This is a genomic window from Achromobacter sp. ACM04, from assembly GCF_014851465.1.
GTDB classification, from domain to species: domain Bacteria; phylum Pseudomonadota; class Gammaproteobacteria; order Burkholderiales; family Burkholderiaceae_B; genus Achromobacter; species Achromobacter aegrifaciens.
The window spans coordinates 1,087,159-1,107,431 of sequence record NZ_JACUZS010000002.1; the positions used below are offsets into that span (position 1 = coordinate 1,087,159).

The 20,273-nt window shown below is 58.9% G+C and carries 20 protein-coding genes; 16 read left to right on the forward strand and 4 right to left on the reverse strand.

Going from position 1 to position 20,273, the window contains the following annotated elements:
- Positions 1 to 114: 114 nt before the first annotated feature.
- From IB259_RS15780 to IB259_RS15840, 13 genes are all read left to right on the forward strand, one after another.
- Positions 115 to 342 (forward strand): hypothetical protein, encoded by a 228-nt coding sequence (locus IB259_RS15780; protein WP_225596864.1) that lies wholly within the window; start codon positions 115 to 117, stop codon positions 340 to 342.
- Positions 339 to 1,349, forward strand: coding sequence for a hypothetical protein (locus IB259_RS15785; protein WP_192329531.1), 1,011 nt, complete (start codon positions 339 to 341; stop codon positions 1,347 to 1,349). The genes IB259_RS15780 and IB259_RS15785 overlap by 4 nt, the downstream gene beginning before the upstream one ends.
- Positions 1,346 to 1,885 carry a plasmid mobilization relaxosome protein MobC gene (gene mobC / locus IB259_RS15790; RefSeq protein WP_192329533.1) on the forward strand — a complete coding sequence of 180 codons (540 nt, stop codon included), beginning with the start codon at positions 1,346 to 1,348 and terminating at the stop codon, positions 1,883 to 1,885. The genes IB259_RS15785 and mobC overlap by 4 nt, the downstream gene beginning before the upstream one ends.
- Positions 1,882 to 2,877, forward strand: a complete 996-nt coding sequence (locus IB259_RS15795) for a relaxase/mobilization nuclease domain-containing protein (RefSeq protein ID WP_192329535.1) — start codon at positions 1,882 to 1,884, stop codon at positions 2,875 to 2,877. Before mobC ends, IB259_RS15795 begins: the two co-directional genes overlap by 4 nt.
- A 25-nt stretch (positions 2,878 to 2,902) precedes the next feature.
- The gene (locus tag IB259_RS15800; protein WP_225596865.1) at positions 2,903 to 3,160 is read left to right on the forward strand and encodes a hypothetical protein; all 258 of its coding nucleotides are present in this window, start codon (positions 2,903 to 2,905) and stop codon (positions 3,158 to 3,160) included.
- Between the two features lie 257 nt (positions 3,161 to 3,417).
- Complete coding sequence (gene virB5, locus IB259_RS15805; RefSeq protein WP_192329539.1) at positions 3,418 to 4,143, forward strand: P-type DNA transfer protein VirB5; 726 nt, start codon at positions 3,418 to 3,420, stop codon at positions 4,141 to 4,143.
- Between the two features lie 10 nt (positions 4,144 to 4,153).
- Positions 4,154 to 4,600: a hypothetical protein gene (locus IB259_RS15810; protein WP_192329541.1), complete on the forward strand. Its 447-nt coding sequence runs from the start codon at positions 4,154 to 4,156 to the stop codon at positions 4,598 to 4,600.
- On the forward strand, positions 4,597 to 4,857 hold the full coding sequence (locus IB259_RS15815) for an EexN family lipoprotein (protein ID WP_192329543.1): 261 nt from the start codon (positions 4,597 to 4,599) through the stop codon (positions 4,855 to 4,857). The genes IB259_RS15810 and IB259_RS15815 overlap by 4 nt, the downstream gene beginning before the upstream one ends.
- A gap of 1 nt (position 4,858) precedes the next feature.
- On the forward strand, positions 4,859 to 5,911 hold the full coding sequence (locus IB259_RS15820; protein ID WP_192329545.1) for a type IV secretion system protein: 1,053 nt from the start codon (positions 4,859 to 4,861) through the stop codon (positions 5,909 to 5,911).
- A 658-nt stretch (positions 5,912 to 6,569) separates the two neighbouring features.
- Complete coding sequence (locus IB259_RS15825) at positions 6,570 to 6,803, forward strand: antitoxin VbhA family protein (RefSeq protein ID WP_192329547.1); 234 nt, start codon at positions 6,570 to 6,572, stop codon at positions 6,801 to 6,803.
- A 261-nt stretch (positions 6,804 to 7,064) separates the two neighbouring features.
- Positions 7,065 to 9,317 carry a Piwi domain-containing protein gene (locus tag IB259_RS15830; RefSeq protein WP_192329549.1) on the forward strand — a complete coding sequence of 751 codons (2,253 nt, stop codon included), beginning with the start codon at positions 7,065 to 7,067 and terminating at the stop codon, positions 9,315 to 9,317.
- 329 nt (positions 9,318 to 9,646) lie between these two features.
- On the forward strand, positions 9,647 to 10,618 hold the full coding sequence (locus tag IB259_RS15835; protein ID WP_192329551.1) for a hypothetical protein: 972 nt from the start codon (positions 9,647 to 9,649) through the stop codon (positions 10,616 to 10,618).
- The gene (locus IB259_RS15840) at positions 10,611 to 13,121 is read left to right on the forward strand and encodes a DEAD/DEAH box helicase (protein WP_192329553.1); all 2,511 of its coding nucleotides are present in this window, start codon (positions 10,611 to 10,613) and stop codon (positions 13,119 to 13,121) included. Before IB259_RS15835 ends, IB259_RS15840 begins: the two co-directional genes overlap by 8 nt.
- A gap of 459 nt (positions 13,122 to 13,580) precedes the next feature.
- Here IB259_RS15840 and IB259_RS15845 read toward each other — a convergent pair whose 3' ends face one another.
- Together IB259_RS15845 and IB259_RS15850 are read right to left on the reverse strand one after the other, a co-directional pair.
- Complete coding sequence (locus tag IB259_RS15845) at positions 13,581 to 14,570, reverse strand: tripartite tricarboxylate transporter substrate binding protein (RefSeq protein ID WP_192329555.1); 990 nt, start codon at positions 14,568 to 14,570, stop codon at positions 13,581 to 13,583.
- A gap of 121 nt (positions 14,571 to 14,691) precedes the next feature.
- Complete coding sequence (locus tag IB259_RS15850) at positions 14,692 to 15,507, reverse strand: LysR family transcriptional regulator (protein WP_192329557.1); 816 nt, start codon at positions 15,505 to 15,507, stop codon at positions 14,692 to 14,694.
- A 112-nt stretch (positions 15,508 to 15,619) separates the two neighbouring features.
- Between IB259_RS15850 and IB259_RS15855 the strand changes: the two genes are divergently transcribed.
- On the forward strand, positions 15,620 to 16,354 hold the full coding sequence (locus IB259_RS15855; protein WP_054458895.1) for an SDR family oxidoreductase: 735 nt from the start codon (positions 15,620 to 15,622) through the stop codon (positions 16,352 to 16,354).
- A 28-nt stretch (positions 16,355 to 16,382) separates the two neighbouring features.
- Here the strand turns inward: IB259_RS15855 and gstA are convergent, their stop codons facing one another.
- Complete coding sequence (gstA, locus tag IB259_RS15860) at positions 16,383 to 16,988, reverse strand: glutathione transferase GstA (protein WP_192329559.1); 606 nt, start codon at positions 16,986 to 16,988, stop codon at positions 16,383 to 16,385.
- Between the two features lie 97 nt (positions 16,989 to 17,085).
- Between gstA and IB259_RS15865 the strand changes: the two genes are divergently transcribed.
- Both IB259_RS15865 and IB259_RS15870 read left to right on the forward strand, forming a co-directional pair.
- Positions 17,086 to 17,994: a LysR family transcriptional regulator gene (locus tag IB259_RS15865; RefSeq protein ID WP_192329561.1), complete on the forward strand. Its 909-nt coding sequence runs from the start codon at positions 17,086 to 17,088 to the stop codon at positions 17,992 to 17,994.
- A gap of 120 nt (positions 17,995 to 18,114) precedes the next feature.
- Positions 18,115 to 18,963 carry a DMT family transporter gene (locus IB259_RS15870; protein WP_192329563.1) on the forward strand — a complete coding sequence of 283 codons (849 nt, stop codon included), beginning with the start codon at positions 18,115 to 18,117 and terminating at the stop codon, positions 18,961 to 18,963.
- A 6-nt stretch (positions 18,964 to 18,969) separates the two neighbouring features.
- On the opposite strand, the gene IB259_RS15875 is transcribed toward IB259_RS15870, so the two are convergent.
- The gene (locus IB259_RS15875; protein ID WP_054458887.1) at positions 18,970 to 20,100 is read right to left on the reverse strand and encodes an FUSC family protein; all 1,131 of its coding nucleotides are present in this window, start codon (positions 20,098 to 20,100) and stop codon (positions 18,970 to 18,972) included.
- Between the last annotated feature and the right edge of the window lie 173 nt (positions 20,101 to 20,273).

Below are 20,273 nucleotides of genomic sequence, written 5' to 3' on the forward strand. Positions count from 1 at the left end.
TACTTAAGTTTGACATCCATGCCTTCACGGTAAAGACTGGCATTACCTACGGTGAACTTGTGAGGCATATGAATGACTACTGGGGAATATTTGTTGGGACGGTTTGGACCGTTGATGAGCATCGTTGACGTCGCCACCTTGCTAGGCCGATCTCCCGATGGTGTCCGCGTTGCGCTTTATACCGATACCGACTTTTCGCGCAAGCTGAAACCAGCCATGCTGCGGGTCGGCCGCCGCGTTTATTTTCGGACGTTGCAGGTCACAGAAGCCCTGAGTCTGGAACAGCCGGCAGACGATGAAACCACGCCCGCAGAGGTCGCTACGCGAGGGCCGCGCGCATGAGTCGGCAAAGAACCATCAACGACCAGATATGGCGCTCAAATCGCCTGTCAGGCTGCACGGTCGAAGACCGCTATGCGCTGTTCTACTTCCTAACCTCGCCATTCAGCAATGTCATCGGCGCGTATGAAATCGTCATTCGCGTTGCGGCTTCGGAAATGGGCTGGGACCCCGATTCACAACTGATGCCAGTGATGCGTCGTCTCATCGAGGCTGGCATCTTGGATTTTGACGCGCAGGCAAATTACATCTGGATCAAAGATTGGTGGGACCACAACTCTGCCAAGATGGCAGTGGCAACGACCCTTAGGAAAAAGACACTCGAGCAAATAGCGGCACTGCCCCGAGGCTGGCGTGACGCTTACGTGAATGACTTTATCGATCGACTGCCTACCGAGGATCCGCTGCGCAATACGGTAGCCAAAGCCCTTGGATACGGTCCTTATAGGCTATCGACACCCTATGCGGGACCCGACGACGGCCGGACGTCCATTCCGGCCGAACCAAAAGACATCCATAGAAATCAATCAATTAGCAACGGGCATACCCCAGCGACAGCCTATCTCCAGGGTATGGACAGGGGGCCGGGTAACACTACTACTAACACTAACCCTATCTATAACCCTACTACTACAACGAGAACCGACGACGGTCTTCAGTACCCTACCGCGCTGGTCCCCGCTGAGAAACTGTCGATCCAAAACTTGCTGACCGACGTCCAATCAGTTGATGCGCAAGCATTGCTTGACGAGCTGGACGGAGCCATCAAGACGCCCGGAACCATCAGAAAGACAAAGGTCGCCTATTTCAAAGGAATCCTTGAACGCCACCGCACAGGGGGATTCGTGCCGTCTGCTGGCATCCCGATAGCAACCAGAAGGGAACGCCTGGCCGCGACCCAAGATATGTCGCGTGCTTCGGAATCAGCACCACTCAGCAAAGCTGAATCCCAAGCCCGGCTTCAAGAAATCAAAGCCCAACTGGAGCTGCATACGAGGATGCCGAAATGACGCGCAAGACCACACTCAGCATCCGCCTGGATGGTGATCTGAAGCGGCGTTGGCAGGCACTTTGTCTTCGACAAGGCAGCACGCCCAGCGACGGCCTGCGGCAGGTCATTGTCCGCCTTCTCAACGGTTCGGCAACGGACACTGCGCCCACTCCATCAACACATGAGCAGCCCGATACTTCGCGTCGCCGCTTGGAACTCCGCCTGACTGAGACGGAATATGCCCGTATCGAAGCACTGGCCTTGCAGCAGGGCATGTCCGCCAATCGCTGGGTCATCCACCTGATACGGGCCAATCTCAGCGGCGAACCACAGTTCGGCATGACGGAGCTGCGAACGCTGGGCGAATCGAATTCGAGGCTGCTTGCCATCGGCCGCAACCTGAACCAGATCGCCAGGCATATGAACGCGGGACGGGCGCTGGAGACGGTGGTGACCGCTGAGCGTATCGACACACTGGCCCGTCATATCAAAACCCACACCGCGCGGGTGGCAGACATCATGCGCGCCAACATTGACCGCTGGAGGCTGGAATGAGTCTGGTCATTGATGGAATTTTGAAGGACTGGGGCGAACGCATCTATACCAAGCCCGTCACCAGCCAAGGCGTAAAGCGCACGGTGACGCGATCACGCACTTCGCCACCCTCTACGCCTCTACTGCTGACCGGCAGCGCTCGGGTCCGTGACAAGTTGATGCTCACCACTCGCAAAGCGCCCGAAGTCATGGTGAAGATCTCCGGCGGCGGCAAAGGCATCGCGCAGGTGAAAGCACACCTCGACTACATATCGCGCAACGGCCTGGTAGCGTTGGAGAACGAAGACGGTGAAATCATCCTTGGCCGTGAGGCAGTGCAGGACGTGCGCGACGAATGGAAAAGCGGCCAGTACGGGTTGCCTGATAACGGCTCGCGCCGCGAAACGTTCAATATCGTGCTATCCATGCCACCCGGCACCGACCGACGCGCGGTCAATGACGCTATCCGTGCATTCGCGAAAACGGAATTCGGCGCCAACCACGCGTATGTATTCGCCATCCATGACGATGAAGCCCATCCCCACGGCCACCTTTGCGTTAAGGCGCTCGGTCTCGACGGCTGCCGGCTCAACCCACGAAAGGCGGACCTGCAACGATGGAGGGAACGCTTCGCCGAGGCGCTGCGCGAACAAGGCATCGAGGCCAACGCCACACCGCGTAGGGCACGGTCTAACACGCACACTACGGTCAAGCAGGCGACGCGACATGCCGCCAAGCGTGGCAAGAGCACCAAAGCGGCCGAGCGGGAACGATGCACGCCTTCCGGTGTTTCACGTGCCATCAGGAATGGCTACGGGCACATTGCGAAAGCCTTGGCTGCTGGTGACATAGAGGACAAATCGCTTGCCATGGAAATTGTCCGGTTCCTTGATCCCTCGCAGGACAGGGCGCTACAGGTCCCACAGCGTAGCCAGAGCAGCACAGAGGTGACCAAGGACGCCCAGCAACTGGAGAAGATCAACCACTCAGGCAAAGGCGACCTGAGCCGTTGATTGATTGCGGAAGAAGGACCATAAGATGGCTTTACGCTACGACGCCTTGCAAGACTACTGCGATGATCCAGCGCGCACCGGTGATGTGCAGGTCATTCTGTATGCGCATTACTGGAAGGGCTTTGCCTTGGCCGTGCAGGACGGCACTACAGAACACCCGATCACGGACGACAAGGGCCAACCGTACCGGTTCCGAACAGTAGAAATGGCCTTGGCGGAACTGGCGAACATCTCGTATCTGTCGGACCGCATCATCATTGACCGTCGCATGTGGTGGCCGTAATCGGGAAACTACTTTGCATTAACCGTAAGTACAATCAACTTCGGTTGTACCTTTAATCACAACGAACGTTGCACCGCCCCAAGGACGCCCAGCGTACCGGGTGCCGACCCGAAAAGAAGGGTTCCGACCGCCGAGAGCAGATCGGCCGCTTAGTCGCCCCAAGAACGCTTTGTCGTACTGGGCGCGGTCCCTAAACAGACCGACAGACCGGACAGCACGGTCCTACGTTCGCCCTCAACCTCTCAGGAGTGGCGAACATGAAGAAACTATCAGCCTCTTGCATTCTGGCCGTCGGCATTGCCGCGTCGTCGGCCGCCTTCGCACAAATCCCCGTGACAGATGGCGCTTCCATCGCCAAGAGCGTGGAAAACCAGATAGAAACGATGGCGAAGTGGAAGATGCAATACGACCAGATGATCAGCCAGATCGACCAGATGAAGCAGCAATACGCTGCGGTCACTGGCGCGCGTGGCATGGGCGAACTGTTCAACAACCCGCAACTGCGGGACTACCTGCCGCAAGACTGGCAAGACGTCTATGACAGCGTGAAATCAGGCGGCTATGCCGGACTGAGCGGGCGCGCTGAATCTATCTACGACAACAACAAGGTGTATGACGCCTGCACCGGCTTTGCCTCGCTGGAGCAGCGCACAAACTGCGAAGCGCAGGCAGTGAAAGGCGCGCAAGACAAAGCCTTTGCGCTCGATGCCTACGACGCGGCGAAAAACCGCCTTAGCCAAATCGACCAGTTGATGCAACAGATCAACCAGACGCAGGACCCGAAAGCCATTGCTGAACTTCAAGGCCGCATCGCAGCCGAGCAGGCCATGATTCAGAACGAGCAGACCAAGCTACAGATGTACCAGATGGTCGCGGCAGCCGAAGACCGACTACAGCAGCAACGGCGGAAGGAGATCAACGCAAAGATTGTTGATCAACGAGGCTACCCCACTCTTCAAGTCTTCAACCCGCTTGCACGCTAAGGAGAACACCATGGCTCCGTTCTACGCAATCACATTGGTTCCAGTGGTAACGCTATGCCTTGCCATCTATCGCTTCTGGGCTTGCGCTCGCGGCCTGAGTCCTGAGTATTACCGAGAGCTTTTGCGGCGTGCGCCGCTGATGAGAACCCTTGATGTCGTGGCTATCGGTATGGCTGCTTTCACGGCCTACTACGCGGCTATGGGTTGGTTTGGATTCACACTGCCGTTCATTGATGAAGAACCGTTGCCGCCTTGGATGAACATCATCCTGTCTGCCGTCACATCCATTGCGTGCATCGGCATCGTTTGGATAAACGCGCCAAATCGCTTTACACAGCCGACATGGGGCGGCATGCGCGAAAGCGTCGTGCGAACCCTTGCAGCGTTACGCATCATTGAGGCCGCCGAAGTGGCCCACGCACTCGACATCATCAACGCACGTGAGGTGCACAAATGAAAAACATCATTTTCCCTTTCTTCATCGCGCTCACGCTGGCAGCTTGCGGCGACAACACCCCCGTTCAAACCGTCGATTGGTACAAGACGCATGCCCCCGAACGCAACGCGATGATCGCGAAATGCGAAGCCAGTCCCGGCGAACTCGCAGCGTCCGCCAATTGCATCAACGCGAAGACTGCGGCAAACCATCTGGCAGTCGACAAGCGAGGCTATTTCGACCTGACACCTATCAATCCGCTCAAGGGAGGGCAATAGCATGGGATTCGCCTTGTTCCAGTGGATAGGCAGCAGCGTCGATGCGATGCTGAACACCTTCGTATCGGAAACCGCTTCGAACGTCATCCTCGGCTTTCAAATGCTGATGCTGACCGGCGTCACGCTGTACATCACCTTGACTGGCTATGCCATCAGCACGGGCGCCGTTGAAGCGCCGTTTCAGACCTTCATCAAGCAGTGCATGAAGATCCTGATCATCACCGCATTCTGCATGACGGCTGATGCTTACACAGCCACCGTTGTGTCGGCCATTCAAGGCCTGGAGACTGGCCTGGCCGACATCATGTCCACGTCTAACGCTCAAGCGACAAGTATCTATCAGGTGCTGGACAACTCGGCAGACAAAGGGCTTAACGTGGCTTACGACATGCTAGGCAAAGTCGCAAAGCGCGAGTTCTACGAACTAGGTCATATGTTCTGGGATGCCCTGAATGCACTCATGATGGCCATTGCAGTGTTTCTTATTCATTTGCCTGCGGCCGCGACCATCGTCATGGCAAAGCTCGGCTTGGGGATAATGCTTGGTCTTGGACCACTGTTTATCGCCGCGTTAATGTTCCCGGGCACCGCAAAATGGTTCGACAAATGGTTTGAGCAGGCACTGGCCTACATCCTTGAAATTGCCATCACAATGGTTGTCGTGTCTGTCGGTGTGGCGCTATTCAAGGCGCTGTTCGACAGGGTAATAAGTACGACCACCGACAATCCCATCAGCTCGTTTGTGCAGATCATCGTTCTTGCCTTGATCATCTTTTTCGCGCAGAAAAAAACGAGTGGCTTAGGGGCGAGACTGGCTGGCGGCATCGCCTTTGACGTTGTGACATTCAGGAGCATGGCGCAGGGCATTGGCAACGTGGTGAATCCTAAGACGACTCGCCGCGATATGCAGTCCGGCATGATGGTTACTGCTGGCCGAACCAACCACATGATTGCAGGCAACACCATGTGGAACCCAGCCTATCGCCAACACGTCTTGCAGAACATGGGCAAGAACTGGGGACCGGCAACGGGCGGCTCCGTCAACGGTAAGTGATGTGCATGTTGCGTCCGCATCGGCCTCGCCATCAGCGAGGCCTTTTCATTCATGGGCGCACATATCTCCGCGCTACGCTTGGGCAACCCCTTCGGTTGCATCCCGCGTCCGTTCTTGCCGGACTGGCCGCGGGGGCAGGCCCAGCGGCTTCGCCTTGTTCCTCCCCCGGCCAACAGGCTGCATGGCTCCCAGAGGCATAAAGGGTGAAGGCTTCGCCCGGGATCCTCACCCGTTCCCTGCGCTGCGCTTCGGGCTGCGGCTTCCGGTCCCGCCCTTGACGCCTCTTCCGGCCGAACGACGTCAGTAGCAGTGCCGTCGAGCGGATGACGGGTCAAGGGGTTGGTGCGGCCCGCAGCCCACAGGGCGAGGACACGGCCCCTTGACGCGGCAGGAGCGCCCCACGCTATGCCCGGGGGCAGGAGTTCCGGGCCAAGGGCCCGCAACCCCTGCCCCCGAGGCTCCCGCCGGCGAGGGTGGAGAGTCCAGAGAGGCAAAGCCTCTTTGGAAACTACGACGCAGGCTAGTACGCGGCCAATACAGGCGATCCATAGCAAGTAAAACAAGACAATTTCAGCGCAGCGCCCTGGAGGTTGCGTCTACCTAAACCAAAATACTCGCACCTCTTGTAAAATCGAGTTACCTACAGCAAGGGGACACCATGGCTGGCGAAGATAAATGCGGGTTACAGCCCCACAAAACCATATCAGATGCCGAACGCGGTCGACGCCAATCGGCTGTTAACTACGCGCGGGCCTCCGTCAGTCTAGAAGGTTTCTCGCTCAGTGAAGCAGATGAGGCCCACGCCCAGCGTTTCATCGATAGTCAGATCAGCCTGCAAGAGTTTGTGCAGCCGCGCGCTGACGCGTTAACGCTCCCAAAGTCTTCGTCATGACGAAGAAATTTAGGATTTGGGGACTAGTGCAGGATAGGCTGTCGCCGGTTTTTGTCACATGCGGGGCATATTCATTCGTATGCATTCTCCCGTTACTAGTCCCAACGACTACCGCTTTTGAGCACCGGTTTATCGGTCCGCTAAAAGCGCACAGGATTTTCTGAGGCCTACGATAAACCAAGCGATCGCTGAAGCTCTGCGCATAGCCTTACATCCGTTAATGGTCCGGCACATATATGGTTTAGAGGAGACGAGGGAAACATGCAGCTAAATCACTTACCGATCACGTTTTCGGCACAGAGATTCTCTGGTTTCCGCATTCAATACCAGAGCAGCGACCATCTCCGTACCCTCCGTCATCGCCTGGTCCGAACCCACTTTGTTCTGCGTGCTGGCGACGACATTCTTCTTTTCCCCTATGAACGCGGTGCGAAGACCGAAGGGCAGACCATCCAGTTCGACATAACGGCCGACCATTCAGTCGCTAATGCCTTAGCGCGACAGGCCTTGCTCCGGTCCTTCTTCGTTCGAGGTCGGAGCATCTCAGGAGTCAGACCTGTTAGGATCGTACGAGAGAATTCCAACCTTCTCTCGGGTAAAGGCGCAGACACATTCGCAGTATTCCCCGAGTATTCCTTTGATGTGCGACCGCTCGCACCCCAGGAGGGCACTTTCGTCAACGGCGTCCTTGTCAACTTTGGCGCGAGGTTGCTGATCATGCCCAGCGTCGCGCAGCTAATTGACCGCGGACTCGATCCAGTCGGGTTGTACGTGGTAGGCGAGAACGATGTGGATGACCCGTATATCCTGCCAATGTTTAATCGTCGGCTTGTCGGTCGCATCGAGCGAATCGACGGCGACGACGCCATCTTGGCCGACGCTAGGCAAGAGCGTGTTGCCCTCAGTCAGGCGCATGTTGAGCCCAGCCGGTTAAACTTCGAGCGCGTGGGACGTAAGCTTCTTGGCTCAGCCTATGAAGCCTTTCAGCGCCAAATGCTGCCCCGCTTGCACGAAGTTTCGGCGGCTCAGAAACAACTAGCGCGGCTCGAGCAGATCGTTGGCACATTCAAGGACTTGCAAGGTGAACTTCCTTGCTGCGTCGGGTTATCGATCTCCCTAGACGGGCATCTAACCGAGGTTAGCCAAGGCATCGGCGTCGGACTTTCACGCAAGTTACACACTCCACAGTGCAGCCTTCGGCCTGGTGGCTCTATCACGGTTCCGTGGCCAGTCGATCCCAAACTCGATGCCAATGGCCCCTTCGACGCGGACAGCTTTGAACACAAACAACCCCGAGTTGCAGTGTTGTTTCCAATTGACCAGAAGGGGCATGTCCAGCGGTTTGCCGCGCAGTTGCGAGATGGCGTACCGTCCCAAAATGGAAACACCCCCATGCAGCAAGGCATGGTACGCAAGTACCGCCTTCAGAGCCTAGACTTCGAGTTTGTCGAGGTTGACACTCGAGGAGGAGAAAAAGCACCGGCATATCGTCAGGCCGCTTTGGCCGCAGTCCAACGCAACGTCGACGTGGCCTTAGTCGTGATCACGGACGAGGACCGCCTTCTCCTTGGGGCCCAGAGTCCATACTTCACCGCCAAGGCGGTGCTTATGTCACAAGGAGTGCCAGTCCAGGCAGTGCGCTTATCGACAATCCTGCAGAACAACGTTGCCTATAGCCTGAATAATCTGGCGCTGGGCCTATACGCAAAATTGGGGGGCATTCCGTGGACCCTATCGGTGCAACAGCGTTTGGTCCACGAGATCGTCGTTGGTATTGGCAGCGCCCGGATTGGCTTTGACCGGTTGTCCGAGCGTGAACGCTTAGTCGGAATTACCACAGTCTTCAGTGGTGACGGGAACTATTTGTTGGGCAATGCCACGACCGAGGCAACAGCCGATCAGTATCAGGTGGCTCTGCTTAACTCCTTGCGAGTGTCGCTGGATGAGCTAAAACGGCGCTTCGGCTGGCGAGCAGGTGACAAACTGCGCATCATCTTCCATCAGGCGTTCAAGCGCTACAAAGAAACCGAGGCGCAGGCGGTGGAAAGCCTAGTCAATGAACTCAGAGAATTCGAAGTTGAGTATGCCTTCGTGCAGGTCAGCGGAGATCACGATTGGAAATTATTCGACGCATCGTCACAGGGAGCCGTATATCGGCAGTCCCGCAAAGGTATCGCCGTGCCAGAGCGCGGTCAGATCGTCCCGCTTGGACCACGCGCGGCCCTGGTTACCCTTACTGGGCCGCAGCAACTGAAGACCGATCTACAGGGATGTCCGAGTCCCATGCTAGTGAGTGTTCATCCCAATTCAACATTCAGCAGTCTCGACTACATTGCCAAACAGGTTTTTGACCTGACCTTCATGTCATGGCGCACATTTATGCCTTCGACACACCCGGTTTCTATCGCCTATCCTAATCTAGTTGTAGATTTGCTTGCCAACCTCCGACTGATTCAGAACTTTAATCCAGACATTTTGATCACCAAACTGAAAGAGAGCAGGTGGTTCTTATGATGGAACGCCCACTCTCAGAGTTGCTTCAACGATGTAGGTCGGACATCACGACAGCGAACATTAGAGGGAACGTCGAAGGCTTGCTAGCGCGACACATAGTCGGCGGCGATCCACGCCTCGAAGTAACTTGGGACGTGGACTGCGATGAAAACTGGCTTCAAAAAAGCTATGACCCCTCGAGTCTTCCCAGTGTCGCCGCGCTTGGGTACACGGCCACGTATCAATCGGGGCTACGATACGGCACTTTGCTTGAGGAAGGTCTTCAGCGGGCGAGTGCCCGAGATCCAAGCATAGCGAGACAGGGTGACGCTCTACATGACCCGGCAGTTTTGATCGGGCTTATCCTTGCCGCCCGCATGCTACACAATGGCAACCCGCAGTATCTCGCCTGGTGTGCTCGGGCCGTAAGCGCAATCGCGAATGCGGCGACTGTTCGTATTGACCCTCTACTTGCTTACGCGGCTCAGTTGGCGGGGGCTCGCATTGGCCGGCCACATTTCGACTTGCATGCACCACTCGACTACTGCGCGGCGGTCGACTGGTGGTGCGACCATGCGGAAGCCGAACCGTTCCTCAATGTGCAACAGCGACAGAATTTGCGCGCCGCGCTAGTGGAACGCGCACTGGCGGAGTTCACGGGCCATCGGTCAGCACATCAGGCGGCGTTACTATGGCGTGCGCTGAGAGCTGCAGTCGCCGACGGCAGCGGATCACTGCTTCAATCTACGTCTACGGTGACGCACATCCTCGGCCAGTTTGAAAGCAGCTTACGCCGCTGGCGCTGGGATTCCGCTGATCTGAAAGTGCCGGTCCGTTGGCTAATCCGCAGCGAGCGTGAGGTGCAGGACATTCTCTGGATCATCCTTCGGAGTATGTTTCCCGACCTGGAAGACGAAGACACGCTACCGAAGTTCGGCCACTCCACCTATCGTGCTGATTTAGGTATTCCCAGCCTCGGGCTGCTCATCGAAGTGAAGTTTGCGAGATCGGCGACAGAGTTCAAGGAGATCGAGAAGCAGGTGCTCGAGGACATAGTTCCCTATCTAAGGTCGCCGGAGCGCTACAGGCAGGTATTAGTGTTCATCTATGACGACTCCTGCAGTGTCCAGGAACATGAGACCACACGCCATGCGCTCATCACAGTGCCAGGCGTTGCCGACGTACTCATCGTCAGCCGGCCATCCCATTTACCCCAGTCTTCCGACCGCACAGCATGGGAGCAAGCGACAGTGTCGGTGGCGGTGCAAGGAGCAGATGCATCGCCGCAAGTCAGATCAAAGAGGAAAAAAACCGATGGTTGATTTCGCACAGCTCAGAACACAGAAGAAGAAAGCAACACAGACAGAACCGTTGGAGATATTCCGTCGGCTGCCCAAGCCTCCCGGAATCAATGATCTCTATACCAGTCAAGCCGAAGTATTGGACACATGGTACCAACGGCGCAAACAGCGCGACATTGTTTTGAAACTCCACACTGGTGGCGGCAAGACGCTTGTCGGTCTACTAATGGCGCAATCGACCATTAACGAGACGAACGAGCCGGTTCTCTATTTGGCTCCGACGACACAGTTGGTCAGTCAGACGCTTGAGAAAGCCAAATCGCTTGGAATCGCAGCGGTTCCATATCAAAGGGGGGTGTCACTCGACGACAAATTCGTCAATGGGAAAGCTGTCATGGTCGCAACTTACAAAGCCCTTTTTAATGGGCTAAGCAAGTTCGGCGTCCGAGGAGGAGCGCAGCCCCCATTGAAAACAGCTGCGATTATTCTCGATGATGCTCATGTAGCATTTTCCGTTGTGCGTGACACCTTCACACTTGAAGTCACAGCCGAGGACGAGCGAGCACGCTATAAGGAACTGACAGGGCTGTTTCGCAAAGCGTTTCGCGACATGGATCGACTCGGAACCTTTGATGATACGTTGTCCGGTTTGAGCTACGGCGTGCTAGAGGTACCGTATTCGGCCTGGAATGACCAGCTCGACGCGGTGCGTGAACAACTTCGCTCCGATGCGAGCAAGTATGCTCTAACTTGGCCTCTGCTACGAGACAATCTGCATCTATGCCACGCGTTGATCAGCAAGGACGCATTTACGATCACACCGGCGCTCCCTTTGGTGAATCTCTTCCCCACATTCTCCGAGGCGCCCCGGAGGATCTACATGTCCGCCACCATTGCCGATGACAGCGAGATAGTTAGAACCTTTGACGCCGACCCGAAGTTAGTTAATGAAGCGCTTACCTCGAGGTCCCTGGCGGGCATCAGCGAACGCATGATCCTTATTCCGGACCTCATGCCGTTCAAGTTCGATGCCCGGAAGGCAGCGGACAAGTTATTGAGCTGGACGACAGAGAAGAAGGATTGCGGCGCCGTGGTTCTTGTTCCATCTGATGCAGCAGCGGAACGATGGGCGGATGTGGCAACGGTAGCTAAAGGTTCGAAGGAAGTTCAAGAGCAAGTCAGCAGTCTGCAAGACGGATCGTCGCGCGGGCCCGTCGTGTTCGCTAGTCGCTACGACGGAATCGACTTGCCCGCAGACTCTTGTCGGCTATTGATCATGGATGGTTTGCCGGCGGGAACGTCTGATTACGAACTCTTTCGCGCTAGTGCCTTGTACGGCGGCGCCACGATTTCTCGCATGCTTGCACAACGAATTGAACAAGGGATTGGTCGGGGCGCACGTGGTTCCGGCGATCATTGTGTGGTGCTACTAATGGGCGCAAGCTTGGCGAGTTGGGTCGCTAAAGATGCCAACTTCAAACTGCTGACCAGCGCGACCCGTGCCCAGCTTGACATGGGATCGACGGTTAGCAAAGCGGTGAATAGCCTTAAAGAGCTCGCTGGCACTATTAGCAAAAGCTATGACCGTAACTCCGATTGGGTTGAATATCACGCAGAAACCCTGGCCGAAAACGTGGAGGCCGAGCAAGCTGATTCTGAACGTTTTTCTCAGGCTGCCGACGAACGCAAGGCTTTCAACCTTTGGCACGACGGCTACCATCAAAAATCCCTAAGCCGCATTGAGCGGATGCTCTCTGAATCGAAAAGCATGGACGCTCAAACGCGCGGATGGTTGCAGCAATTTGCAGCACGCGTTGCGGATCAGTGGGGGCAGCGGGACCGCGCGGAGGATTTTCAGCGGGAGGCCTACGCAAACAATCGGAACCTCGTACGACCGAAGGTCCCCTCCCCGTATAAAGCACTTCCCGTTCCCGGCGCCCAGGCCAGCGCAATCGCGGATGCGATCAGCAGCTATCGCATGCGACGGGGTTTTCTCCAGCGCTTCGAGGAAGTGATTTCTCACCTACATGCCGAAGCGTCCGCCAATCAATTCGAACAAGCACTTGGAGAGCTTGGCACGATGATCGGCATCTCGACGGAACGCCATGACTCCAACGGACAAGGCCCAGACGTATTATGGTTGCTGCCAGACGCCGAAGCATGGGTGATCGAAGCAAAAAGTCGTAAGAGCGGAACAAAGGCCCTCACAAAAGAGGAGCATGGGCAATTGCTCGTGGCTGAAGAGTGGTTCCGAAAACACTACAAAGGGGCGCACTGCCAGCGCGTGTCCGTCCATGCAAGGAGCGTAGCCACCAAGGCTGCGGCGGCAACAGATTCCTACGCTCTGACTTATGAAAAGCTTACCTCTTTGATTTCGGACGCGCGCACACTCCTCACACAGTTGTGCGAATCACAACTTCCGTCGACAGAACTGTTTGCTGAGTGCGCACGGCAGCTTGTCAATTCTCCTGTCGAAGCACGCAGGCTATCTAAGTCATATCTCACTAGGTTTGTTGATGAATGAAGGGTCAGAAGTAAGTACTGTGCCATGACCGTGTTCTGACTCGATCTCCACCGCTAACGTATCTAATCGGGGTACCGACACACACCGGAGAGCGAGTATCCGCCGAGCCGGTCCAAAGTACAGGCGCTATGCATGGAGCATATTTTCGGTACAGTACAAGTACAGTGACCAGTTTTCACCAATTCAGCTAAAATACGCTAACCTACTGATTTGAAACTGGTTTTACCTATTTCAATCTACGCTAGATTTCGCCCTATTTCCCTGTAGAAACACTGTAAATCACCGACTCAAAATCCCCCCGCCGCAAGGCGTGCCGGTTCGATTCCGGCCTCGGGCACCAGAATTCAAAAAGCCGTTGACGTTTACCGTCAACGGCTTTTTCATGTCCAACTTAGGCACGGACTGCTGTAAAAAATCTTGGGGTGCTGACAGTCCTGAGCCCAGTTCCCCGCGAGACAATCAATTAACCGTCACACCCGCCTCACGCACCACATCGCCCCACAAGGAAATCTCCTTCACGATCTGATCGCGAAAATCCTGCGGGCTACTCGGCGCAGCCTCTTCCCCGGTCGCCTTCAAACGATCGGCCATCTCGGGCTTCACGACAGCCGCATTGATCGCGGCGTTCAGCTTGGCCTGCACCTGCGGCGGCACGCCCTTGGGCGCGATGATGCCGTACCACACCGTCACGTCATACGGCACGCCAGCCTCGCGCACCGTCGGGATGTCCGGCGCCGAGGACACGCGCTGCGGCAAGGTCACGGCCAGCACCTTCAGGCGCTTGTCCTCGCGGTAAGGCAGGGTCGAGCCGGCCGTGGTCAGCATCGCGTTGACCTGGCCTGAGACCGTGTCCGTCAGAGCCGGCGCGGACCCTTTGTACGGGATATGGACCATGGTGATACCGGCCGTCTTCAAGAAGGCCTCCATCGCCAGATGCGATATGCCGCCCGTGCCGGACGATGCATAAGTCAACCCGCCGGGCTTCTTCTTGGCCAGAGCCACCAGATCACCGAGGCTGTCCGCCGGCACGCTGGGATTGACCGATACGAAGAACGGTGCACGCGCGATCATGCCGATCGGGGTCATGTCCTCGACCGGATCGAACGGCAGCTTGTACAGGCTGGGGTTGACGGAATAGCTGTTGGAAATCAAGGTCAGGGTGTAGCCATCGGGTGCTGCCTTCAGGCCCTGCTCCACACCCAGCTTGCCGCCTGCGCCGGGGCGGTTCTCCACCACTACGGGCTGCTTCAGGCCATCGGACAGCAGCTGCCCCAGAAGACGCGCAATCCCGTCATTGCCGCCTCCGGCGGCGAAGGGCACGATCAACTTGATCGGCTGCGAAGGGTAGTCATCCGCCTGCGCATTGGAAACCGATGCGGTAAACGCCACGGCAGCCAGCGTCATCCCCAGTACCGCCTTGCCCAGCTTGGCGCCGGATCGCGTTGTCATAGTTATCTCCTCCCTGATCGGCCGCAGCGCGGCCATGTTTATTGGCGAAAGGCGCAAGACTACAACTTAACGAGTGAAGTTGCAGGCTGGCCCAGCCTATCGATGGCGTTGAAAGGTTTCTCTATGTTGTATGCCTGGCCCGGACCGCAGGATCCCCGAGCCGCTCCACCAGCGTTGCCACCACCGACTTGTCCAACGATTGCACTGCATAGCAAAGTCCGATGCGCCGCGACATCTCCAGTCCTTCCAGCGGCCTGATCGCCACGCCGGCCTGGCTGCGGGCGAGGGATTCCGGCGCCACGCACATGCCCGCGCCGGCGGCCGTCAACGCCAAGGCCAGGCGCAACGATCCGGCGTGCGCGGCCGGCGTATTTGCACCGGCGCCATAGAAGGGCAGCAGGCGCTGATGCGTCGGGTGGCTCGGGCACACAACCCACGGCAATGCCGCGTCGGCGCCGCTGCCCGCGGGCAGGGCCAGCACATAGGGGTCGACGGACAGCGGCAAGAACAGCTCGTCCTCGCAACGCTCGTCTTCGGTCGCCAGTCGGGCATCGCCCTGGCATCCTTCAAGCAGATTCACGAAAAGCCCCGGCACGACTTCCTGTGCCGCGCGCATGAAGGCCGCGATGTCCGGCCCTGCGATATCCGCCTCCACGCCGATCTCGATGCGCGACGCAGACGAACCATGGCGGAACTGATGCGTCATCGAGTCCGTCTGCGACAGGATGCGCCGCGCCTGTGGATACAGGATGCGGGCGTCCTCCGTCACGGCCACGCCCCGCGCCTGGCGTGCGAACAATTGCGTGCCCAGCAAGTCCTCCAGGCTCTTGATCGTGCCGGACAGAGCCGGCTGGCTCAGGTGCAGGCGACGGGCGGCGGCCGTGATGTTGCGCTCTTCGAAGACAGCGACAAAGGCCTTGAGCTGGCGGCTATCCATAAGATTTTCCGATTTCTTCCAAAGGAATAAACCATTTCTCAGGGAGAATCCCCGGGAATAGAATGATTTCCGATCACTCAAGCATACATAAAACCGATATCAGGAATCCACCATGTCTACCTTGAAAAAACCCCTTGTCATCATCACGGGCGCCAGCTCCGGCATCGGCCTGGCCACCGCCCGCCTGTTCTCGGCTCACGGCCACCCGCTACTGCTGCTGGCCCGCCGGCTGGAAAAAATGCAGGCGCTGAACCTGCCCGACACCCTGGCGCTGTCCGTGGACGTGACCGACCGCGCCGCGCTGGCCGCCGCCGTGCAGGAAGGCGAAGCGCGCTTCGGGCCGGCCGATGCGCTCATCAACAATGCGGGCGTCATGCTGTTGGGCGACATCACGCGCCAGGACCCGGACCAATGGGACCGGATGCTGGACGTGAACGTCAAAGGCGTGCTGAACGGCGTGCATGCGGTCGCGGCGGGCATGGTCCAACGCAAGCGCGGCAGCATCATCAACATCAGTTCAGTGGCCGGGCGCAAGACCTTTCCCAATCACGTGGCTTACGTGGGCACCAAGTTCGCCGTGCACGGCCTCTCGGAAAACCTGCGCGAGGAACTGTCGGCGCACAACGTGCGCGTGACCACCATCGCGCCGGGCGCCGTGGAAACCGAGCTGCTGGGCCATACCACCGATGCGGACATCAAGACGGGCTACGAGGCCTGGAAGGCCGAGATGGGCGGCAAGGTGCTGGCCGCCGAGGACGTGGCCAACGCCATCCACTACGCCTATGCACAGCCTGACGGCGTGTGCGTGCGTGAAATCGTGCTGGCGGCCACGCGCCAGCAAGCGTGAGGCATCCGGTGCCGTGACCGTATGACGTTCAGCGCTGCGCCTCCGCGCGCAGCGCGGCCTGCACCGCAGGGCGCTCTCCGATGCGCGCGGCGTATGCCGCCAGGGAAGGCCAGCGATCCAGGTCGATCGCGAAGAACCTGCACCACCCCAGCACGGTAAACAGATAGGCATCGGCCACGCTGAACTGCTCGCCCATCAAGTAGGTGCTTTCGGCCAGGGTGCCGTCCAGGTAGTCGAAGCGCTTGAAGAGCCGTTCGCGGAAATGCGCCTTGGCGGCTTCGGGCAAGGCCGACTGGAACAAGGGCGCCGATCCTGCGTGGATCTCGCTGGTTAGGAAGTTCAGCCATTCCTGCAGCCGCGTGCGTTCGCGCGTGCCATTGGGTGGCGCCAGCTGCATGCCAGGACGCAGGTCGGCCAGGTACTGGACGATAGCCGGCCCTTCAGTGAGCACATCGCCATCTACCAGCTCCAGCGCGGCGACATAGCCTTTGGGATTGATGGTGCTGAAATCGCGGCCGTCCGCGGTCTGCTTGGTTTGGTTGTTCACCTTGACCAGTTCGAAGGGCAATTCAAGTTCGCGCAAGACGATGTGCGGCGACAGCGAGCAGGTATGCGGGGCGTAGTAGAGTTTCATGACATCTCCAGGGAACAACAGGGGAGCAGTCTCTCGCGCCGCGACACACAGGTAAAATTAATGCTCCATTCTCTTATCATTAGCTCAGCTACTTAATATGTTGAACCTGGGGCATTGGCGCCTGCTCGTCGCGACGGCCGACACAGGCAACATCTCCCGCGCCGCCGAGCGCGTGGGCATCACCCAGTCCGGCGCCAGCCAGGCCATTGCGCAGCTGGAAGCGTCGCTGGGGCTCCAGGTCTTCACCCGTTCCCGCAAGGAAGTGGCGGTAACGGCGCTGGGCGAACAGGTCATCGATCACGCCCGCGCGATGCTGTCTCACCTGGAGTCCATCCGCGCCCTGGCCGACGACAGCCAGGGACTGAGCCAGGGCCGCATCCGCCTGGGCAGCTTTCCTTCGGTCATCTCGACGCTGCTGCCCTCCCTGCTGCATAGCTTCCGGCAGCGCCACCCCGGCATCGAGGTGGTAGCCTTGGAAGGTACGGATGAAGAGGTCGAGGATTGGCTGTCGCGCGGCGCCATCGATCTGGGCGTGGTGATGAACCCCGCAACGCAAAGGCAAGCCCTGATCCTGGGCCGCGACCGCTGGATGGCGCTGCTGCCCGGCGCACACCCATTCAGCCGCCGCGCGTCGTCGCGGGGCATTGCGCTGGCCGACTTGGCCGATGAGCCGTTCATTCTGGCGACCGGCGGCTGTGCTGTGAATGGCCTGAGCCTTGCGCGCAAGGCCGGGCTGGAGCTCAACGACATCCGCGTTACGGTCCGCGATTGGGCCAGCGCCTGCGCGTTGGTGCGCGAGGGCATGGGGGTCGCGGTGGTTCCCGAGTCCACGCTGCCCGCGGACATGCGCCAGTTGCGCGCCTTGCCGCTGAGCCCGGCGGCGCGCCGGGAGTTCGGGCTGGTGCGCTCTGCCGCTGGACGGCAATCCGCGGCAGTGGGCGCGCTGTGGCAGCATGCCGCCCATGCCCTCAGCTCAAAAGCTTCGGCCAAAGTACGTACCCACTGAGACGAATCGCACGCGTATCCCAACCGCCAGCCGAAACTCCGCGCTACGATCTGATCATCGTTCCATCCCGCTTTTTCCGGACACGATCGCCGAAGCGCTGCCCAAGGGAAACACCGCGCCATGACACCCCGCCTGTACGCGCTCACCCTGCTCTCCATGCTTGCCTTCGCCGGCAACTCGCTGCTGTGCCGCCTTGCGCTCAAGCAGACCGCGATCGATCCAGCCACCTTCGTGGCCATCCGCATCGCTTCCGGCGCATTGGTGCTGTGGCTGGTGTTGCGCCTGCGCAAGCCGACGAAGGCGCTGGAAGGCAACTGGCATGGTGCGTTGGCGCTGCTGGCCTATGCCGTGGCCTTCGCCTATGCCTACACCCAGATCCCGGCAGGAACTGGTGCCTTGCTGCTGTTCGCGTCGATCCAGATCAGCATGATCCTGTATGGATTCTTCATCGGCGAGAGGCTGAGCATCACGCAGGGGCTGGGCATAGGCCTGGCGGTGGCGGGCCTGGTGATCCTGATGTTGCCCAGCGTCAGCGCCCCGCCGTTGTTCCACGCCTTGCTGATGATCGCGGCCGGCGTCGCGTGGGGCGCCTATTCGCTGCTGGGCCGCAGCGCCAGGGACGCGGCGTCGGCGACGGCGGGCAACTTCATCCGCGCCACGCCTGTCGCATTGTTGCTATTCCTGCTGCACGGGCTGAGCTCGCGCGTGGACTACGACGCTGCGGGCGTGGCATATGCCGTGGCTTCCGGCGCGGTGACCTCGGGCCTGGGCTATGTCTTCTGGTATGCGGCGCTCAAAGGCCTGAAAGTGACTCACGCCGCCACCGTGCAGCTCAGCGTGCCGGTGTTGACGGCATTTGGCGGGACCCTTTTCCTGGATGAGCCCGTGACCGGAATCCTGGTGACGGCGTCGGTGCTGATCCTGCTCGGCATCGCGTTGGTGGTGCTGGTCAAGCGGCCGGCTCGATAGCCCTTTTCAGTTCACGCGCTTGGGCAGCACCGCCCGCATCCAGCGCGACAGGCGCGGCCGGATGCGCTGGTTGTGCAGCAGCACGGCGCCCACGGCGCCGATGAACGCGCCGACCACCGTATCCAGGAAGCGAGCCTCGATGACGGCCGCGGGATAGCCCTGTCCCAGGTGCGGCGCCTCGGCCAGGAAGATCGTCAAGGGCGTGATCAGCACCACGGCGCTGGCGTAATGGCGCACCACCAGCGTTTCTATGCCGAACGACAGCGCCATCATCACCAGGCTCAAGGTCCATACGTTCAGCGGCAGGCTCAACAAGGCCCATGCCACGCACAAGCCCACGGCGGTGCCCAGGATGCGATGCAGCTGACGGTTCCAGGCCGCCATCAGGGTCGCGCCCTGAATGATCGCCAAACAGCTGACGGGCACCCAGTAGGGGCGCGGCAGTTGCAGCAACTCGGCCACCAACAGGGACACACCCACGAACAGGCCGATGATCACGGAGTCGTAGACCACGAAATCGAACGTGGGCCTGGGCAACGCGGTTTCGGGCGGCGGCGGCGCGACCCGCGTCATGTGCAGGGAATACACAAACGCCACCAGGCACGCGACCAGGCTGCCCAAGGCCACCATGCCGACGCGTGTGGGGATTTCTTCCACGCTCCCCGGCGTGTAGGCCGCGATCGCAGTCGCCATGATGTAGAACAGGCTGCCCGGCGGCCCCAGCCGGTAGCAGCGGCAGACCATGTTCACCACCATGGCGATGAAGGTCAACGCCACCAGCATGACGGCAGGCCAGAACTGCGTCAGCGCGCCCACCGCATAGCAGGCCACCATGCCGAAGGACGCCGCCAACAGCATCATCATGCGGTGCTGTAGCGAGGAATTGGGCAGGCTTAGGAACACCATGCCGCCCAGGCTCGACATCAGGCCGTAGTCCATGCGGCCGAAATAGGCACCCACCAGCAAGGGCAGCCCAGAGGACAGGGCCGCGGCCAAGGGCATTTCCCAGGGCCGGTCGCTGGCGTTGACCCGGATCAGTTCGCGCCACACGCCCAAAAGGCGCGCTTTTGCAAAGGCGAATGAACGCCAGGAATCGGGACGGCCGCCGCCGCCCTGCGGCTCATCGCTATTGTTCATGTACAGGCCCGATGGGAAATTCCATGCTTGCCATTGTCGCCGCCTGGCTGCAATGTGGATAGAGGCGGCAAGGACGCCCAACCGGCGGCATCACAGTAAAATCCGTGCTCAGTCCGTACGTTCAGCACGTCCAATGCGTGTGCCGTTGACAAAAATCATGATGCTCATTGCAT

Coding starts and splice junctions, on each gene's coding strand:
- IB259_RS15780 (WP_225596864.1), top strand. CDS start 115: ATGAGCATCGTTGACGTCGCCACCTTGCTAGGCCGATCTCCCGATGGT.
- IB259_RS15785 (WP_192329531.1), top strand. CDS start 339: ATGAGTCGGCAAAGAACCATCAACGACCAGATATGGCGCTCAAATCGC.
- mobC (WP_192329533.1), top strand. CDS start 1,346: ATGACGCGCAAGACCACACTCAGCATCCGCCTGGATGGTGATCTGAAG.
- IB259_RS15795 (WP_192329535.1), top strand. CDS start 1,882: ATGAGTCTGGTCATTGATGGAATTTTGAAGGACTGGGGCGAACGCATC.
- IB259_RS15800 (WP_225596865.1), top strand. CDS start 2,903: ATGGCTTTACGCTACGACGCCTTGCAAGACTACTGCGATGATCCAGCG.
- virB5 (WP_192329539.1), top strand. CDS start 3,418: ATGAAGAAACTATCAGCCTCTTGCATTCTGGCCGTCGGCATTGCCGCG.
- IB259_RS15810 (WP_192329541.1), top strand. CDS start 4,154: ATGGCTCCGTTCTACGCAATCACATTGGTTCCAGTGGTAACGCTATGC.
- IB259_RS15815 (WP_192329543.1), top strand. CDS start 4,597: ATGAAAAACATCATTTTCCCTTTCTTCATCGCGCTCACGCTGGCAGCT.
- IB259_RS15820 (WP_192329545.1), top strand. CDS start 4,859: ATGGGATTCGCCTTGTTCCAGTGGATAGGCAGCAGCGTCGATGCGATG.
- IB259_RS15825 (WP_192329547.1), top strand. CDS start 6,570: ATGGCTGGCGAAGATAAATGCGGGTTACAGCCCCACAAAACCATATCA.
- IB259_RS15830 (WP_192329549.1), top strand. CDS start 7,065: ATGCAGCTAAATCACTTACCGATCACGTTTTCGGCACAGAGATTCTCT.
- IB259_RS15840 (WP_192329553.1), top strand. CDS start 10,611: ATGGTTGATTTCGCACAGCTCAGAACACAGAAGAAGAAAGCAACACAG.
- IB259_RS15845 (WP_192329555.1), bottom strand. CDS start 14,570: ATGACAACGCGATCCGGCGCCAAGCTGGGCAAGGCGGTACTGGGGATG.
- IB259_RS15850 (WP_192329557.1), bottom strand. CDS start 15,507: ATGGATAGCCGCCAGCTCAAGGCCTTTGTCGCTGTCTTCGAAGAGCGC.
- IB259_RS15855 (WP_054458895.1), top strand. CDS start 15,620: ATGTCTACCTTGAAAAAACCCCTTGTCATCATCACGGGCGCCAGCTCC.
- gstA (WP_192329559.1), bottom strand. CDS start 16,988: ATGAAACTCTACTACGCCCCGCATACCTGCTCGCTGTCGCCGCACATC.
- IB259_RS15865 (WP_192329561.1), top strand. CDS start 17,086: ATGTTGAACCTGGGGCATTGGCGCCTGCTCGTCGCGACGGCCGACACA.
- IB259_RS15870 (WP_192329563.1), top strand. CDS start 18,115: ATGACACCCCGCCTGTACGCGCTCACCCTGCTCTCCATGCTTGCCTTC.
- IB259_RS15875 (WP_054458887.1), bottom strand. CDS start 20,100: ATGAACAATAGCGATGAGCCGCAGGGCGGCGGCGGCCGTCCCGATTCC.